Annotated in this window: 18 protein-coding genes; 13 read left to right on the top strand and 5 right to left on the bottom strand. The window is 37.0% G+C overall.

The features are described 5' to 3' along the window. Positions 1 to 2 precede the first annotated feature (2 nt). The 5 genes from N178_RS15010 (at position 3) to rpiA (ending at position 3,843) form a co-directional block, all read left to right on the top strand. Positions 3 to 278, top strand: a complete 276-nt coding sequence (locus N178_RS15010; protein ID WP_013055730.1) for a PTS sugar transporter subunit IIB — start codon at positions 3 to 5, stop codon at positions 276 to 278. 3 nt (positions 279 to 281) lie between these two features. Next, complete coding sequence (locus N178_RS15005; RefSeq protein ID WP_045293183.1) at positions 282 to 1,544, top strand: PTS ascorbate transporter subunit IIC; 1,263 nt, start codon at positions 282 to 284, stop codon at positions 1,542 to 1,544. A gap of 67 nt (positions 1,545 to 1,611) precedes the next feature. Beyond that, positions 1,612 to 2,370 (top strand): carbon-nitrogen hydrolase family protein, encoded by a 759-nt coding sequence (locus N178_RS15000; protein WP_045293181.1) that lies wholly within the window; start codon positions 1,612 to 1,614, stop codon positions 2,368 to 2,370. Positions 2,371 to 2,501: 131 nt separating this feature from the next. Next, positions 2,502 to 3,092 (top strand): hypothetical protein, encoded by a 591-nt coding sequence (locus tag N178_RS14995; RefSeq protein ID WP_045293178.1) that lies wholly within the window; start codon positions 2,502 to 2,504, stop codon positions 3,090 to 3,092. A gap of 82 nt (positions 3,093 to 3,174) precedes the next feature. Next, complete coding sequence (gene rpiA / locus N178_RS14990; RefSeq protein WP_045293176.1) at positions 3,175 to 3,843, top strand: ribose-5-phosphate isomerase RpiA; 669 nt, start codon at positions 3,175 to 3,177, stop codon at positions 3,841 to 3,843. A 32-nt stretch (positions 3,844 to 3,875) separates the two neighbouring features. Here rpiA and N178_RS14985 read toward each other — a convergent pair whose 3' ends face one another. Further along, positions 3,876 to 4,469: a YdbC family protein gene (locus N178_RS14985; protein WP_045293173.1), complete on the bottom strand. Its 594-nt coding sequence runs from the start codon at positions 4,467 to 4,469 to the stop codon at positions 3,876 to 3,878. A 136-nt stretch (positions 4,470 to 4,605) separates the two neighbouring features. Between N178_RS14985 and N178_RS14980 the strand changes: the two genes are divergently transcribed. Continuing rightward, complete coding sequence (locus N178_RS14980; RefSeq protein ID WP_045293171.1) at positions 4,606 to 6,537, top strand: hypothetical protein; 1,932 nt, start codon at positions 4,606 to 4,608, stop codon at positions 6,535 to 6,537. Between the two features lie 57 nt (positions 6,538 to 6,594). On the opposite strand, the gene N178_RS14975 is transcribed toward N178_RS14980, so the two are convergent. Further along, a complete protein-coding gene (locus tag N178_RS14975; protein WP_052942407.1) occupies positions 6,595 to 7,686 on the bottom strand; it encodes a L,D-transpeptidase family protein in 1,092 nt (363 codons plus the stop codon). A gap of 565 nt (positions 7,687 to 8,251) precedes the next feature. Next, entirely contained in the window at positions 8,252 to 8,926 is a 675-nt protein-coding gene (locus N178_RS14970; RefSeq protein ID WP_045293169.1) for a class I SAM-dependent methyltransferase, read from the bottom strand. A gap of 131 nt (positions 8,927 to 9,057) precedes the next feature. Here N178_RS14970 and N178_RS14965 point away from each other — a divergent pair, with 131 nt between their 5' ends. Together N178_RS14965 and N178_RS14960 are read left to right on the top strand one after the other, a co-directional pair. Next, positions 9,058 to 9,927, top strand: coding sequence for a LysR family transcriptional regulator (locus tag N178_RS14965; protein WP_045293167.1), 870 nt, complete (start codon positions 9,058 to 9,060; stop codon positions 9,925 to 9,927). Between the two features lie 32 nt (positions 9,928 to 9,959). Then, positions 9,960 to 10,313: a DUF4181 domain-containing protein gene (locus tag N178_RS14960; protein ID WP_045293166.1), complete on the top strand. Its 354-nt coding sequence runs from the start codon at positions 9,960 to 9,962 to the stop codon at positions 10,311 to 10,313. Between the two features lie 163 nt (positions 10,314 to 10,476). Here N178_RS14960 and N178_RS14955 read toward each other — a convergent pair whose 3' ends face one another. Together N178_RS14955 and N178_RS14950 are read right to left on the bottom strand one after the other, a co-directional pair. Continuing rightward, positions 10,477 to 11,409 (bottom strand): aldo/keto reductase, encoded by a 933-nt coding sequence (locus N178_RS14955; protein ID WP_045293165.1) that lies wholly within the window; start codon positions 11,407 to 11,409, stop codon positions 10,477 to 10,479. A 184-nt stretch (positions 11,410 to 11,593) separates the two neighbouring features. Beyond that, positions 11,594 to 12,316 carry a suppressor of fused domain protein gene (locus N178_RS14950; protein ID WP_237758479.1) on the bottom strand — a complete coding sequence of 241 codons (723 nt, stop codon included), beginning with the start codon at positions 12,314 to 12,316 and terminating at the stop codon, positions 11,594 to 11,596. 813 nt (positions 12,317 to 13,129) lie between these two features. Between N178_RS14950 and N178_RS26760 the strand changes: the two genes are divergently transcribed. The 5 genes from N178_RS26760 (at position 13,130) to N178_RS14930 (ending at position 16,769) form a co-directional block, all read left to right on the top strand. Beyond that, positions 13,130 to 13,300, top strand: a complete 171-nt coding sequence (locus tag N178_RS26760) for a hypothetical protein (protein WP_160297360.1) — start codon at positions 13,130 to 13,132, stop codon at positions 13,298 to 13,300. A gap of 153 nt (positions 13,301 to 13,453) precedes the next feature. After that, positions 13,454 to 14,236, top strand: a complete 783-nt coding sequence (locus tag N178_RS14945; protein WP_052942406.1) for a hypothetical protein — start codon at positions 13,454 to 13,456, stop codon at positions 14,234 to 14,236. Then, positions 14,236 to 14,502: a PqqD family protein gene (locus N178_RS14940; RefSeq protein WP_045293163.1), complete on the top strand. Its 267-nt coding sequence runs from the start codon at positions 14,236 to 14,238 to the stop codon at positions 14,500 to 14,502. Before N178_RS14945 ends, N178_RS14940 begins: the two co-directional genes overlap by 1 nt. After that, positions 14,492 to 14,938: a S24/S26 family peptidase gene (locus N178_RS14935; protein ID WP_016763296.1), complete on the top strand. Its 447-nt coding sequence runs from the start codon at positions 14,492 to 14,494 to the stop codon at positions 14,936 to 14,938. The genes N178_RS14940 and N178_RS14935 overlap by 11 nt, the downstream gene beginning before the upstream one ends. 28 nt (positions 14,939 to 14,966) lie before the next feature. After that, positions 14,967 to 16,769 (top strand): ABC transporter ATP-binding protein, encoded by a 1,803-nt coding sequence (locus N178_RS14930; RefSeq protein ID WP_045293162.1) that lies wholly within the window; start codon positions 14,967 to 14,969, stop codon positions 16,767 to 16,769. Positions 16,770 to 16,773 lie beyond the last annotated feature (4 nt).

The raw sequence follows: 16,773 nt of genomic DNA, 5'->3' as shown, positions 1-16,773 counted from the left end.
AAATGAAAAAGATTTTAGTTGTATGCGGAAACGGTTTAGGAAGCAGTTTTATTGTGGAAATGAATGTAAAGAAAATTTTAGTAGAACTTGGTGTTGAAGCACAGGTATCTCATACGGATTTAACAACTAGTAAAACGGAGCAGGCAGATATCTATTTAGGATCTGCAGATATTGTGAATCAATTGGATGATGGTACTCGAACGGTCGTGGCGCTGCAAAACATTTTAAATCAAGCGGAAATTAAAGGAGCACTGCAAAAATACTTCGTGGAGGCGTAAGCCATGTTTGATTTAATTATGAAAGATATATTAGGAACACCTGCTATTCTAGTAGGATTGTTTGCCCTAATCGGTTTGTTGCTTCAAAAGAAAAAAAGTGCAGATATTGTATCCGGCACTTTAAAAACGATTATGGGCTTTCTTATACTAGGAGCAGGAGCTAACATATTAATTGCTTCACTTGAAGCGTTTGGAAAAATGTTTAATAAAGCGTTCTCCGTTGAGGGCATCATTCCTAATAATGAAGCAATTGTAGCTGTAGCTCAACAAACGTTTGGTACAGAAACAGCGATGATTATGCTCTTAGGTATGATTGTAAATATCATTATCGCGCGTATCACGAAATTTAAGTATATCTTTTTAACGGGGCATCATACCATGTTTATGGCTTGTTTGATTGCAGCTATCTTATCTACAGGCGGGTTAACAGGAGCACCTCTGATTTTTATCGGTGCGCTATTATTAGGTATCTTAATGGTTTTATTCCCTGCACTTCTTCAGCCTTATGTGCGTGAAATTACAGGATCAAATGATATTGCCGTTGGTCATTTTGGTTCCCTAGGCTACTTGGTAGCAGGGTTTGTCGGCAAGCGAGTAGGGAATCGGGAAAAAACTACAGAAGAAATTAAAGTTCCTCAGTCCTTAGGATTTCTTCGAGATACGTCCGTTTCTGTCTCGCTCACTATGACCGTTTTATTTATTGTTGTTGCGCTTTTTGCTGGACCTGCATTTATTGAAACAAAATTAAGCGGGGGTCAAAACTTTATTGTGTACTCGCTCATTCAAGCTATCACGTTTGCAGCAGGTGTATATGTCGTGCTGGCGGGTGTTCGTATGCTTTTAGCAGAGATTGTACCCGCATTTAAAGGAATTGCAGACAAAGCGGTACCAAATGCCATTCCAGCTTTAGATTGTCCAACAGTGTTTCCTTTTGCTCCTAATGCAGTGGTGATCGGATTCTTCTCAAGCTTTATCGCAGGCCTTATTTCAATGTTCTTTTTGCCTTTATTTGGGCTAAGTATTATCGTGCCAGGCCTCGTTCCACACTTTTTTACCGGAGCCGCCGCGGGAGTGTTTGGAAATGCAACGGGTGGAAGAAGAGGAGCAGTGGTCGGGTCATTTGCCAATGGAATCTTAATTAGTTTTTTACCGGCTATTTTACTGCCTGTTCTCGCGTCGTTAGGTTTTAAAGGCACAACATTTGGAGATTCGGACTTTAGTGCAGTAGGTATTCTTCTCAGCATGCTAATTAAATTATTTACCTAAAGATAAAAAACTCATGTTACGCTAGTAGCATGAGTTTTTTATGATGTTGGAAGTGGAGGAGCAATGAATGAAAATTGGGTTAGCGCAAGTGAGATTTCCAAAGTCAGCCGCAGAGAGTGTAGAAACGGTAGAAAATTGTATGAAACAAGCAGCAGAAGAAGGATGTAACCTTGTATGTTTTCCAGAATCAATTGTGCCAGGACTTAGAGGAGTGGGTTTTGAAGTTGAGACATACAATCACGAAATTCAACAAAATGCGCTTTATAAAGTTAAGTTGCTTGCCAAACAGTTAAAGCTCAACGTAATTTTACCACTGGAATGGCATGACGAACTTGGTATGCATTTAACTGCTTTTGTAATTGATGAAAATGGAAAAGAATTAGGGTATCAAACTAAAAATCAAATTGATCCAGCAGAAGATCAATTTGGTTATAAGCCTGGAAATGGCCGCCAGTTGTTTGAAATAAACGGCGTGAAATTCGGTATTGTTATTTGCCACGAGGGATGGCGCTATCCTGAAACTGTTCGATGGGCTGCTGTAAGAGGAGCAAGCATTGTGTTTCATCCACAGTTTACTGGTGAAGTACCAGATCCGAAGTTTTATGATTATGCAATGATTGCAAGAAGTACGGAGAATGGTATTTACTTTGCAAGTGTGAATTATGCCTTAGAGAACCAAAAAAGCACGACTTCTCTTCTTTCTCCAAAGGGTGAATGTTTGATAAAAGCGGAAGCTGAAAAGCAGGAATTAATAACGTATACGATAGAGCCGGGCAAAGCAAACCGGCTGTTAGCCCAGCGCTTGTTATCCAATTTACTATTGTAAAAAAGTTTATTTTTCTAGTTAAATTAGCATGTGCGCTCTGATAATCCTTTGGTTATTTCTCCTTATGACGATGTAAACATCAATATGGTATTATCGAAAGTTAAAGGGGTATTAAAAGGTGTGTGGAAACAATGGATCGAAAAAAAGCCGCATCAGTAGCTGGAGCATTGGTCATTGCCGTAGGAATTTGGCTGTTTCAAAGCGGGAAATTTAAAAGTGAAGCGCAGGCAGATAAGTTTACGAGTACGTTTTTGGTCGATCATGAACAAACAGACAATGGATTTGAACTATTTACTTCGGATACCAATCAATATAGGATGTGGTTTCCGCTTCAGTATGTTATTCATAAATCTTCTTATAAAAGCAGTGAAGATGAACGTGAAGTATGGACAGCATCAACGAAGGAAAATGATTCATACAATGCTGGGAAAATAACGGCTTTATTTTCTAAGAAAAAAAGCAAAGAAGCTCAAAAAAAAATGGATGCGTTTCAGCCTGATTACATGTTAAAAGGTAAAAATGCAACGATTTATGTGAAAAAACAAACAAGAGATGGAAAGTATAGCATTTATCATGCTTATGTGAATGATGATTATTCAAGCAGGTATATTTACTATACGTTTGAACTAAAAAGCAATGAACAGACAAACAGTACAAAACAGCAGTATTGGGTAGAAAAAATTCTTCTAAATACACGGTTTCAAAAAAACTCAGCTGAATAGTCAGCTGAGTTTTTTCGTAAGGGTTCATAATGCTTTTGCTTTTTTATGTAAACGGGTACAATATGAGTAAGGAGGCCTTCGTATGATTGAAAAACAAGCAGTTGGTGAAAAAGCAGCACAATTTGTTGAAGATGGAATGATTGTAGGGCTAGGGACAGGTTCAACAGCTTATTATACAATTGTAAAACTAGGTGAACGAGTAAAAAATGGATTAAACATCAAAGCGGTTCCTACTTCTCAAAAAACAGAAGAACTGGCAAGGAAACTAGGAATTCCTATTGTTACCTTAGCGGATGTTGAATATATTGATATAGCAATTGACGGAGCGGATGAAGTGGATAGCGAGCTTTCTTTAATTAAAGGAGGAGGGGGAGCGCTGCTTCGAGAAAAAATGATTGCGTACGCAGCGAAGCGTTTTATCGTGATTGCGGATTCTAAGAAAATAGTGAAGACGCTAGGAGCTTTTCCTCTTCCTGTTGAAGTGATACGTTTTGGCTGGGAAATGACCGCGAAGCATATTCGCAGCGCAGGCTGTGTACCGCAGCTTAGGCTTTTAGATGATCATACGCCGTTTATCACCGATAACGGAAATTACATTCTAGACTGCCATTTTTCAGAAATTGAAAATCCCGCTGTGCTGGAAAAACAGCTTACAATGATTCCAGGCGTAGTGGAAAGCGGTTTGTTTGTAGGAATGACGGAGGAAGTCATTACCGTACGAAATCAAGATGTTCATATCATAAAAAAATAGAAGCTTTGGCGTCTGGCCTAGGCTTCTATTTTTTAATTGGAAAGAAAGTTCCAATTTTTCTCTAATTGATATATGTATTGAGACGCATTCAGTACATTTGGATGAACGAAAGTATCAATCGTTTTTTGCGGACAAGCAGAGCCATATAATGAAAAGATGACAAGCTTGCTATGCTCGATTGGTGATACAACGTGAGATAAACAGCGATAAGAAGGATTTATCAAGCTTTTTACCATCTCATGGATATCTTCTTTGTCGTAAAAATCGACTTCAATTTCCGTCTTTACTAAATAACGGCTTTCAATGGCGCTGCTTCTATAATAATTGTAGCGTGCTCCGATGAAGTAGGACGGATCTGATGTTGAAACGTCCAAATTCGTATATGTTTGATCCTGCTTGCTTTTATAAAAAATAGAATCATGAGTATGCTTCATGAATTCTTGATAAGTTGTTCCATCTTCCCACAGAGCTAGAATACAAGCATCTGTTTCATCTTCCACGTTCCAACCCCCTAATTGGCCAATGAAACCATTCACGTGTGCAAGAGCAGCCCAATGCTGTTGCGTATATGAAAAAGATGCTTTTTTATCAGTCGGTATGCTGCATTTCACAATTTTTGTCAACATTCTCCCATCACCTCAATTAATTACTTCGATAAATGCAGGAAAAATCCTTCTAAAAAGAGGAAAATGATAGACATATCCCCCCTTTAAAAGCCATACATTTCAAATAGGACAATGTTAGGGAAAGAAGGGGAAATGAATGAAAGTTTTTCGTGCAAAAGCCTGTCAGTCTCCTATGCGAAAAGGCTGGTCAATTATGTTTCAGCATCCGTTTAAAAAAGATGAAAGAGGAAGATCGCACCCGTTTGTTAAACGGTTTATGTATACAGAGCAACACGATGAAATTGACATTCTGGTTGAAGAGATGAATGAACTGCTGAGAGTGCAGGATTTTTGGACAAGTACTGCAAAAGGCAGAGCAAAAGCAAGATATGATGAACGAGTAGTGAATGCTTTTTATAACGATATTGAAAAAAGAACGAGCGAACAAATTGACAGCGAGTATGAGTACATTCATGTAATCGGAGAACAAGGAAGCGGCAAAACAGCCTTAATCAGCCAGCTTCTCGGTATAAAAAAAGAATGTGGCTTTCTAGGAATAGGAAGTAAAGGCGCTTATTCTGCTACGTATAAGGTGAAGGATTCCCAACACTATGAAGCTGCTGTCTGTTTTTTTACGCGAAGTGAAGTGCAAAGAAAATTGGAGAATATCCTACTAAGAAGCGCTGAAGTTTATGCTGAAGGAGGCACGGATTATGACTTGGTCTTTGAGTTATTACACGGAGATTCTTCTTTTAATCTGCGCGCTCTTTTAGGGGATATCCCATACAAAGCCCGTTACTTTAATGATGATGTTCCTTTAAGAATGAGCGATGAAAATAGTTCATTCAAACAATTTGTAGATGCAATTAAACGAGAAAGTGAAATAGTAAAAGACGCTGTTGATCAAGAAGGAAGAGATTTTGCAGAGGTATGGCACAAGCGGCTTGAATGTAGAAAAATCATCGAGCAAATGCTTCTAGTAATTGAATCACGGCTGAAAGAATATAAGGAAGGAACGTGGGAAGTAGGAGAAGACGACTGGCCAATATCCTGTCGTCTCACAGCAAAAGAGCTGTCTTCCTTTGGTCCCCTAACAAATGAAGAAGAAGAAAATAACGGACGTCTTATTTATCCATTGTTTCGTAGAATTGAAGTTTGCGGCCCTTTTTCTTTTAAAAAAGGGGTAGCAATTTGCGAGCATCCGTGTTTTGAATATACGAGCACTATCCACGATTCTTTTAAACAAGCAGCTTCTATTTTATACGTACATCATGGGCTTAAAGAATTAGATATTCAATTTCTTCAGCAGCTCATTGTACATGGTCACGGCGTTAAAGTAAACGTTTGTGTTACACACGGAGATTTGCTGACCTCTCCAAGCTGCCGTACGGATTATGCTAAAAAACATGCCATGGCTAAAATGATAGATTATGCGCTTAAAAGCGTTTCACCTCTTATGAAAAAGCAGCTTCACTACTATTTAACAGTAGGCAAAACGTCTATTTGGGAACGTGTACACGAGGAAGCTAAAGAGAGTCAAGTCCTATATAAAGACTTAAGTTCAGCTTTAGTATCAGGAGTGAGAAAAAAACAGCATGAGCTGCATCCTATTTATTTAAATTTGACCGTTTCCCAGGCTTTTTACGAAGCGATGGAGTCGCTGAACATTCCTTATATGGATAGAGAAGCGTGTTTGAAGATTGCTTTAGGAGAGCATGAAGGACCGGTACCAGCTATTGCCTCAGCCGTTATTTCATCTGTGTATGAGCATTTTTTAAGCCAGCCGTCTGGATGGTCAAGTACCTATCATTCTGTCACGGAACGACAGCAGGTTATTCAAGAATTGGCAGGTGAGTTTGCAAGCGTTGTGTATTCATATTTCAACGAACAGCTGCTTGAAAATGCCCGTAAGGACTGGCTCGCTCTTTATAAAGAAAAAGAAGACGATCAACCGTATAAATATAGCAGGGTAATAGAAAGTGTAATCCCTGCCAAAAACGATATCTATCAGCAGCAAATTCTTATGAGAACCGTTTATCAATTAATTAAGTATGTGATAGAAAAGAAAGACGGGGTAATGGTTCATTAAGAAGTTAATGTAAAAAGAAGTTTATAAATAAAAAACAGAGCCTGATTTCAGGCTCTATTAGCGTTTAGAAATAGCAGTTAAAGTATTAGGTCCGGCAACGCCGTCAACTGCTAGCTTATTGTCTTTTTGAAACTGACGCACAGCGGCTTCTGTATTGGCGCCGAAAATACCGTCCGTGCCTTTTGTATCATAGCCAAGCGCCGTTAATTTCTTTTGAAGAGCTTGAACATTGCTGCCTTTGCTTCCTTTTTTTAGCGTTTGTTTTGTGTTAATTGTTGTATCCGCTGGTGGATTTGTTGGCTTTGGATTTGTTGGATTTGTCGGATTTGTTGGATTTGTTGGATTTGTTGGATTTGTTGGTGTCGGGTTGGTTCCAGGGTTTCCTAAAGCTTTATACGTCGCTGGCCCAACAATACCGTCAGCCGTTAAGCCATGGTCTTTTTGGAACTTACGCACAGCTGAATCTGTATTGGCACCGAAAACACCGTCCGTACCTTTTGTGTTATAGCCAAGTGAAGTTAGCTTCTGTTGAAGTTCTTTAACTGCATTTCCTTTACTGCCTTTCTTTAAAACAGTTCCTGTAGAAGGAGCTGGAGTAGAACCTGAGTTTCCAGAAACGTTGTACCCGTTTGCTGCTGCAATGTCATTAAATGATTTAGAAGAAGTTGTAATCACAACCGGTGTACCGACGGTCACTTTACTAAATAACCATGCCACTTCTTCATCGTACATACGAACGCATCCGCTGCTTACATATTTGCCAATGGAAGCAGGATTATTATTTCCATGAATAGCATACGTCGTGCCGTATGTACCTCTCGCATTTAGACCCAGCCAGCGGTTGCCAAGAGGATTTCTAGGGTCTCCACCAGGAATGTTCCCTGAGTAATAAGGGCGATTGACAATTTTATTCACTACTTTAAAATGGCCCTCTGGTGTAAGAGACTGCGTGCGTCCTGTTGCTACTGAAAACGTTCGGACAAGTGAACCATTTTGGTAATAAGCGAGTTTATTTGTTGCTTTGTTAATGATAATTAAATGAGATGGTGTTGAAGCAGCTTCTGTTTTTGGAACTCCTACAAACAAGCAGGCTAGAGCTAAAATAGCCGCTATGAGTACGATTGTTGTTCTTGATATTCTATTTGCCATGTGCTGCGCCTCCTTAGGCTGCATTAATGAAAAACGTATGATGCGGCAGTGCTATAAATTCTTCACTAATAAAATAAAAGACGAATAGCTGAATTTTCTATACCTGTATGTATAAGCTTAATAAGGAAATCATTAAGTAGAAAGACTTTACTAGCGGGAATTTATAATAATAAGAATAACTAAGTTTTTCTTGATACTTTGTACAACTTTAAGAATATAAGTTTACTAATCTAGCGTATTCATATTTACATAAGCAGCACATCCTTTCCAGTTCTTCATTTTCGTGTAAAGAAATGAAAGCGTTATACAGATTGTTTTGTAATCATATTGTAACATATTTGTATTTTTTATACCATAAAAAGACATAAAATAGTATAAAAATACTTTATATGGGTTTTATGTACAAAAAAATTCAAAAGTTCAGGAGAACGAAGCTATTATTAGATATACGAAATTGGAAAAGAAGTATGCGTAGTTTTGTGGAAATAGATAAATATTCTTATTCGAATATAGGGAGGAAAAAAGTAAAAAACTACTTGCAAAGAGACAAGTAGTTTTTAAACCGTTATTTTTGAGCATACATCACAACAAAATTAAAAAATTTATAGATGCAATCCACCGTGCTAAACCCGCTTGCTGTTAGCCAATTTAACTGATCATGTAAAGTTGCCATTTTATCTAACTTCGTACGTTCATGAGCAGCTTCAATTTGCTCATGAGTTAATCCGCTTGCGGCAATTCTTTCACTCCAGTCTTTTTTATATAACTCTTCAATAATAGAAGAATGGCCTAATACTTGATCGGCATTAATAAATATCCCTCCTGTATGCAGCAAATTATAAATTTGCCCATACAGCTTTTGCTTTTGTTCGTCTTCTAAATGATGAATAGCAAGTGAAGAAATCACAATGTCGAATGAGTGCTCAAATTCGTAGCTTGTTATATCTGATACAATAAATTCCATATGCTGTTCATTTTTAAAGCGTTCCTTTGCTTTTTCAAGCATTTGATCTGAGACGTCAATCAACGTGAAATGCGCATCTGGGTATTTTTCTTTAACAAAAGAAGAAAACAACCCTGTACCTGCTCCGATATCAAGTACGCGAAGCGGCTTGTTTGAAAAGTGAAAAAGAGAAACGGGAATGGAATAAAAATCAAAAAAACAAGGAATAAGTTTGCGGCGCTGCTCATCATACTGAGAAGCATGGGCGTTAAATTTTTCTTTCACGTTATTTTTCATTTTTACAGCTCCTTTATTTGGTAATATTGAGATACATATATCGTATAGAATTTTGGTAGAAAAGAAAATAAACAAAAATAAGCAGTATTGATTCCAGTTTGTTATGAATAGAAAGAGATGGAGAGAAGAAAATGGAGATCAAATGGTTAAAAACATTCATCATAGCGGCGTCTTATGAAAATTTCAGGCAAGCGTCTGAAGATTTATTTTTAACGCAGCCTGCTGTATCAAAGCATATTCAGCGACTGCAGCAAGAGCTAGGCGCTGAGCTTTTTGAAAAAAAAGGTAAATATATCGCGCTGACTGAGGCCGGACGCTTTTTTTTGCCTCATGCTCAAAAAATGGTGAGGGCATACGAAGAAGGAGTAGGGAATTTTAAGTTATGGAAGCAAGGATATAACCGAAAACTGACTATATCCGCTGCCCCTCAAATAGCAGCATCTGTTTTACCAAGCCTTATCAAACAATTTGTAGAGAGATATCCCCATATTGAAGTAACGGTTAATATCACAAATTCGTTTCAAGTGGGAAAAGACATCAGCGACAGAAGGTCAGATATTGGATTAACAAGGATGCTTCCAGGTCAGGCAGACGTTTTATATGAATTAATTCATAAAGAAAAAGCAGTCTTAGTTGCACCATTTTCTGCAGAGGCACGTACGGAACAGGAGCTGTTATCTTCCTACCGGCTGCTTACGAATAATCATCCTGTTTATTGGGAAGATTTACTCCTTCAAATCAAGGCTTGTTATCCTCATATTCAGCTGCTTCCTGTGACGCAAGTAGAAATTACAAAGCGCTTTATTGAAGAAGGTCTAGGCGTATCTTATTTGCCATTTTCTATGGTGAAAAAGGAAATTGACAATCAAACGTTAAGCGTGATTTCACAGCAAAAAATTATCCGGCCTTCTTCACATACGTATATCGTAACAAAAGGTGAAACGGAAGAAACAAAGCAGTTTAAGCACTTTGTAGCTGAGACCTTAACAGAAACGAGCTGAAATGATACCATAAAAAGGAAGGGAGAGTGGCGATGTATATATTAATAATACTTGTAGCAGCAGCGGTATTAGCAGACTTTATCGTAAGAAAAGTGCTTGATATCCCTCGCAGCAAATTTTGGGGCAAATATGAGTATGCAAGTCTAGCTTTAGACCGGTGGGATAAATATGTGACGATAGCTTTTGTTCTTTGTCTGTTACTCGATATGATCTTTATGTTTGTCGAGCCTTATATCATATCGTTCCTATTTTTAGTCGTGAATATTTTATTGAAAAGTATAGATGAATGGACATATAAACAAGAAACGAAAGAGTACATAACAAGCTTTGTACAGCTGGGATTCTTCTTTACAGCTTTTGTTCTATTAGCCAGCGGAATTGTATAGGAAAAAGAGATAAGACATAACTACATTAATCCAATCAACAGCTAGAAGCAGCTAAACATATGAAACTTACGTTCACCATAACAATAAAAAAACCGAACAATCAATCGTTTCGATTGATTGTTCGGATTTCCCTTCAGCTATTTTGTCCGAGCCTCTTTTTATATTATTTAAAAATATGATCAATGTCTTTAATTTCAGAAGAAGTAAGCTGAACATCTAATGTTTTTAAGTTATCAAGTACTTGCTCAGCGCGTTTTGCTCCTGGAATTAATACATCAATTGAATCGCGCGTTAAGTACCAAGCCAGAACAAGATGGGCTACTTCTACACCTTTTGCGCTAGAGATTTGACGAAGACGCTCTACTTTTTCTAGGTTTTGCTGAAATGCTTCGCCGATAAAATGAGGCATATCTTCGCGCAGGTCATTAAACTTTGTATTTTTATCGTATTTCCCAGCAAGTAAACCAGCAGCTAGCGGGAAGTATGGAATAAATGAAATGCGGTTTGCAGCCGTATAAGGTAAAATATCGTTTTCTGCTTCTCGCTGAATTAAGTTATATTGCCCTTGTACTACGTCTACATAACCATCTTTATTTGCTTCTTTTAACTGATCTAATGTGAAGTTTGATACCCCAATAGAACGGATCTTTCCTTCATCTTTTAATTCTTTTAACGCACCGACCGCTTCGTCTTTAGGTGTGTTTTTATCTGGAAAGTGAATATAATATAAATCGATATAATCTGTTTGAAGGCGTTTTAAGCTATCTTCAACCGACTGTTTTAAAAACGCAGGAGAATTGTCTAGCAGTACCTCATCTCCAACAATTTTATGTGCCCCTTTTGTAGCGATAACCGCTTCTTCACGATTTCCGCGTTCTTTTAGTACTTCACCAATTAATTCTTCAGAACGTTTAGGACCATAAATGAACGCTGTATCAAGTAGGTTTATGCCATTATCTAGCGCCTTATGAACAAGGTCTTTGCCGACTTCTTCGTTTAGGTTAGGATATAAGTTGTGTCCTCCTACAGCGTTTGTTCCAAGTCCAATAGGATTAACATATAATTCGGATTTTCCAATCTGCACTTTTTCTGCCATGTCTAACGTCCATCTCCTTTTTTATATCTTCTTTTTTACTATAGCAAAATATACCATGAATCAAAAATAGTACGCTCATATGAAAAGCAGCTTTAACAAAGTATGTGAACTTGAGTTGCATGTAAATAAGGATTATATGCTACAGGGCTCTATTTCAATAGCAGAAATCAAAAAAGAACCTCTTTTAAATAAGAGACTCTCTTTTAGTCATGGTAATATGATAGCTTTTTGACAGCTGAAATGTTTCAGCGAGCTGCCTGCGACCTTGCGCTCCTTGTTCGCGCACATATTCTAATTCGTTTGGTGTAAGAAGCTTCATGCTAATCAGTTTAATAGATTCGTAAGGTAAAGAGAGGCTAGCTGAAACAGAAGGAGACTGAACTCCTAGCAATACACCAATATCTCCATTTTTATTTACAAAATGAGGCGGTACGTCCAAATCCGTAAATTCAATTGAAAGAACATCATGTTTCATGAATAGTTCTAGCATATTAGGATGAGCGGCGGCATTTTGACTCATTTGATAAAGAAGGTCAAATGCCCAGTGATCCTGGATATCCGATAAAGGTCCACGCAGAGATTCATCATCGCATTCGATATAGAATTCTAATCCTTTTCCTTGTCTTTGGCTCTTTTCTTCAGGGAGTTGAAACGGATCGGACAAGCCGTCGCTTGCTAAAATAACCGTCTCTGTTTTTTGAACACGAATAAATGTTTGACGTCCAGATGGCCAAGCAGGCCCGCCAAAAAACATGGGATTTAACAAATGAGTTAATACGTCTCCGTCTATATGTCCAATTGTGTTCCAGTAGTCTTTTCTTTTTGAGATTGATTCCTCAAGAACACGCTCTGCTTCTTTTTCCTGCTTCTTTTGCTTCCACTTTAAAAATAATGACAAGTATCCCACACCTCTTTACGACTTCATAGTACCCAATATATACCTCATTTAGGGAACTCGTAAACCACTATTTAACAATAGTGTATAAATTATTATATATTTGCTTTCAACTAACCAGCTTAGAACCTTTTAACCCCTAATTGTTTTAAGTGTACTTATGTCTACGAGAAGGGGTGTTTGTTATACATGATAAGCGTAACCAACTAGGTTGAAAATTTATATATTTATAGTTGCTAGATACATATACGACCGTTTACTACTTTTACTCATCTACCACATAAATTTGATTCTATTCCAATAATAAGCAAAGATAAATAAAAAAGTGATGTTCTTAATAAAGGTACGAATTTTGTAAAAATTTATATCTTTTTGTTCTTAATAAAGGTTTACTATTTGTGTTTTGTTCTTTATAATAGAAAACAACTAGTTATTAAGTATTATGAGCCTGGTTTTAATAGGTTTAAATGACTAGTAAGGGATATCTTTCGTAATTTTGTTCTTTATAATGAACGTTATTGCGAATTATTAAAGGAAAGCGAGTAGTGTCACAACTGTCTTTGATCCCCTTGTCTAAAGGACATATGAAAATTTAAAAAAGAATATGTAGAAGCGTGAAATTCATGTGAAACAAATTACTTTTTGTGAAGTGTTTTTCTAGTTACTTGGGTAATAGTTGAGGGGAAACCTTATCACTTTGCTTCTGGGAGTTGAAATATAGTAACATCTTTAATTCTCGAGATCAAGGAGTTAAAAAAGAACCCTCAAATTATTATATATAATCTGAATAATATGACGAATTGAAAGGAGGACTACACTATGAAAATGACAAAAAAACAACCAGGCGTATCATCTAAGCGCCCAATGGTTATGGATCATCAGCCTATTAGATTTGAAACTGCTCAAAGCTGGAATCCTGGACAAGGTAACCAGGACCACCCTGGACATGGTAATGGAGGTGTTAATTTCCCACCAAACAATCCAAATAGACCATAAAAAAGGATATACAAAGAGGTTCTAAACCCACTTGTTAGGCATCTTAACAAAATCTATTATTTTTAAATCAATGTTGAATGCTACATATAGATGATTGAAGAGATGCCTAACATTTACTTGTTTTTCTCTATTTAAAAATTGAAGGAGCATATTATGGAAAAAGTTACAATGAAAATTGGAGAGCATCAAGCTTTAATTGTGTGTCATTCATTTCAGATTTTGAATTTAATTCAAAAAAACTACGAGCCTTTTTTTTCTAAAATTGAATGCCCAGATATGGTTATACACATAGAAAGTGGATATGGAATTCCTTTTGTAGACTATCAAGTAGAAGTCGAACAAGAGGCAGATACTATATCTTTTCAAAGAGCTGATTATAGAATTCAAGCAAATTTGAGCGAGGGAAAGGCTCAAATTCAAATTTATGATGAATTAGCTTTAAAGCATGCGCTTATGAATTTTTATAGTTCTTATATTGTTTATCACAACTGGGGGCTGCTTATTCATTCCTCATGTGCTACTGAAAAAGGAAAGGCTCATTTATTTGCTGGCCAATCCGGAGCAGGAAAATCAACTTGTGCACAATTGTCCGCTCCAAGACCCATTCTTTCTGATGAAGCAACTCTTGTAAAGGTAGAAGAAAATCAAATTACTGTGTTTAATTCTCCGTTTCGGAGTGAGCTCTCAGCTCCATCTATTAAAGGAACTATTCCATTAGCAAGTATTCAGCTGCTGCATCAAGCTTTAAACAATGAGAGAACAAAGTTGGGAAAAGCAAGTGCTTTACTTCAAATAATGGATAAAGTCTTTTATTGGAATAAAGACCGCGAAGAAACAAAAAAAATTGTTCAAATGATAAAAGAGGTATTAGATTATGTACCTGTATATGATCTTTATTTTCAAAAAAATAATACGTTTTGGGAGTTGATATCCTAATGAAGCAGTTTATTCGAAATCAAGATATGGAGGCCGTTCAACTTGACAGTGAATGGGTAATTTTAAACACGGAAGCATATACGGTAACAAAAATTAACGAATTGGGAGGTTGCTGCTGGTCTTTACTCGAAAACCCTTGTACCATTCCTTCACTTATCAAATCTTTGCAAACGGATTATCAAGTAGAAGACGAGCTTTCGTTTGAAGATATGGAAAGCTTTCTCTCTGAGTTGATAAAATATGGATTGATTGATTATGCCAATTAACCAAGAAAGCGTAGTATTGTTGAAGAATGTTATAGAAAAAAAAGGGTATGTCCATTTTCCTTCTGAGGGGTTCAGCATGTACCCTTGCATTCGCCAAAATGACCTTTGCACCTTTGAAAAAGCACCTGTTTTAAAAAAAGGTGATATTGGTCTCTTTCATACGAAAAGCGGGCAATTGATTGCTCATCGATTAATTAAAACAAGATACAAGAACGAGCAGCTGCACTATATATTTAAAGGAGATACTAATCTTTGCTGTGATGAGCCTGTAACGAGAGAACAAGTTATTGGGAAATTGACGGCAATCTCCCGAAAAAAACAAAAAAAAGTTTATATGGCTGCTCCTTTTGACTATATATGGTGCTGGTTAATGCTTTTTTTTCCTTTTAGCTCCCGTTTCTTAAAAAAATATATTAATCAAAAAATAGTTAATTAAGCTAATCGCTTATTTTTGGAGTGTTATGATGAAATTAAATCGAGCTGATATAAAGCGGTATTTTGACAAAGAGGAAATGATAAGCGCTTTTTCAATTGTATACCCTTTGCTTAGAAAACATTGGAAAGCTTACGCAGGGCTAATGCTTTTTTTATTGACGGACATTTTAATTACTCTTGCCTCCGCATGGTTTCTTGGACATCTATCAGATGCTGCCGTTCAAGGAGACTTTACCCGCGTTAAGCACTTGCTGCCACTTGCTTTTGGTCTAATACTTATAAGCTTTCTTACAATCTATTACGATACATATATTGAAGCGGTTGCAACATCTTCTATTAAACGAGATTTAAAAGAGCAGCTGCTAAGGCAACTGTTACTTTCTCCCGTTCATAAAATTCATACAACCCACTCTGGAGAATTTATTTCTCATTTTACCAATGATATTAACAGCATAGATGGAATGATTGGGCGAAATCTTATCAACCTTATAAAGTTGCCGTTATTATTTATTGCGATCTTTCTTTATCTAGCCCATATTAGTCTATTGCTTTCATTTGTGGGTTTATTTATTATACCTATTGCTGTGATTGCAGGTGGTGTTTTTGGCTTTTTATTACGCAACAGCAGCAGGGAAATTTTGAAGCTAAACAGTGAAATGACCAGTAGTTTATCTGAAATCTTTCAAGGGTTTATTGTCATTCGATCTTTTTTATTAGAACGATCTTTCTTTAGTAAATACCGTCAGCAAAATCAGCAAGCTTTAGCATTGGATTTGTATAATGGAAAAATGAAGGGGTTATTTTATGCAGGAGGCGAAGCTATTGCATTAATAGCCTTTCTAGTCACTCTATGCTTCGGGGCTTTAATCGTTTCAAAAGGGATGTTAACAGTGGGTTCCCTTCTAGCGTTTGTAAGTCTTAGCAACCGTCTAATTTATCCATTGAATGGACTCGCAGGGCAGTGGGCTGCATTTCAACGGTCTATATCAGCAGTTGAAAGAATAGCTCATATACTAAAAGCACAATATGAAACTACTGATTTTCCTGAGTTTTCTCAAAAGAAGCCAAAGCAAAAAGCTATTTGTTTTCAGAATATGACCTTTAGCTATGACGGAGAAAGGTATATCTTTGAAAATTTTAATCTACAAATACCTGCAGGAAAAAGCATAGCGATCGTAGGAGCGAGCGGTGCAGGGAAATCTACTCTATTTAACTTGTTACAAGGTTTTTATAAACCTCAAGCAGGAAAAATTTATGTGGATCAAACGCCGATTGGTACTCTTAATGCATCCGAACTGCAGAATTTAATTGCATATGTCCCACAAGAAACTTTTCTGTTTACTGGTACTATAAGAGAAAATCTGCTTTTAGCTAACCCTCAGACAACTGAAGAAGAGCTAGTCACAGCTGCAAGAGCTGCTCATATTCATGACTTCATTCTATCACTTCCTCATGGATATGAGACCAAAATAGGTGAAAAAGGGGTAACGTTATCGGGAGGGCAAAAGCAAAGGATTGCAATCGCTCGCGCTATTTTAAAGAATGCACCTATTTTGCTGCTTGATGAAGCAACATCTGCACTAGACAATGAAACAGAATACTTGGTTAAAGAAGCGCTCCAAGGAATTATGAAAAATAGGACAACTATCGTAATTGCTCATCGTTTATCTACTATTCAAAATGTTGATTCTATTATTGTCATTGATAATGGAAAACTGATTCAATCAGGAAAGCATGAAGAGCTGATTCATCAGCCAGGCTTATACCGAGACCTTGCTAATGTCAACACATCACAGCTTTCTAATAACGAAGAAAGAGCCATCATGCTGTAAAGAC

This window comes from Priestia aryabhattai B8W22 (genome assembly GCF_000956595.1).
GTDB classification, from domain to species: Bacteria; Bacillota; Bacilli; order Bacillales; family Bacillaceae_H; genus Priestia; species Priestia aryabhattai.
This window is presented reverse-complemented; position numbering and strand designations above follow the sequence as displayed.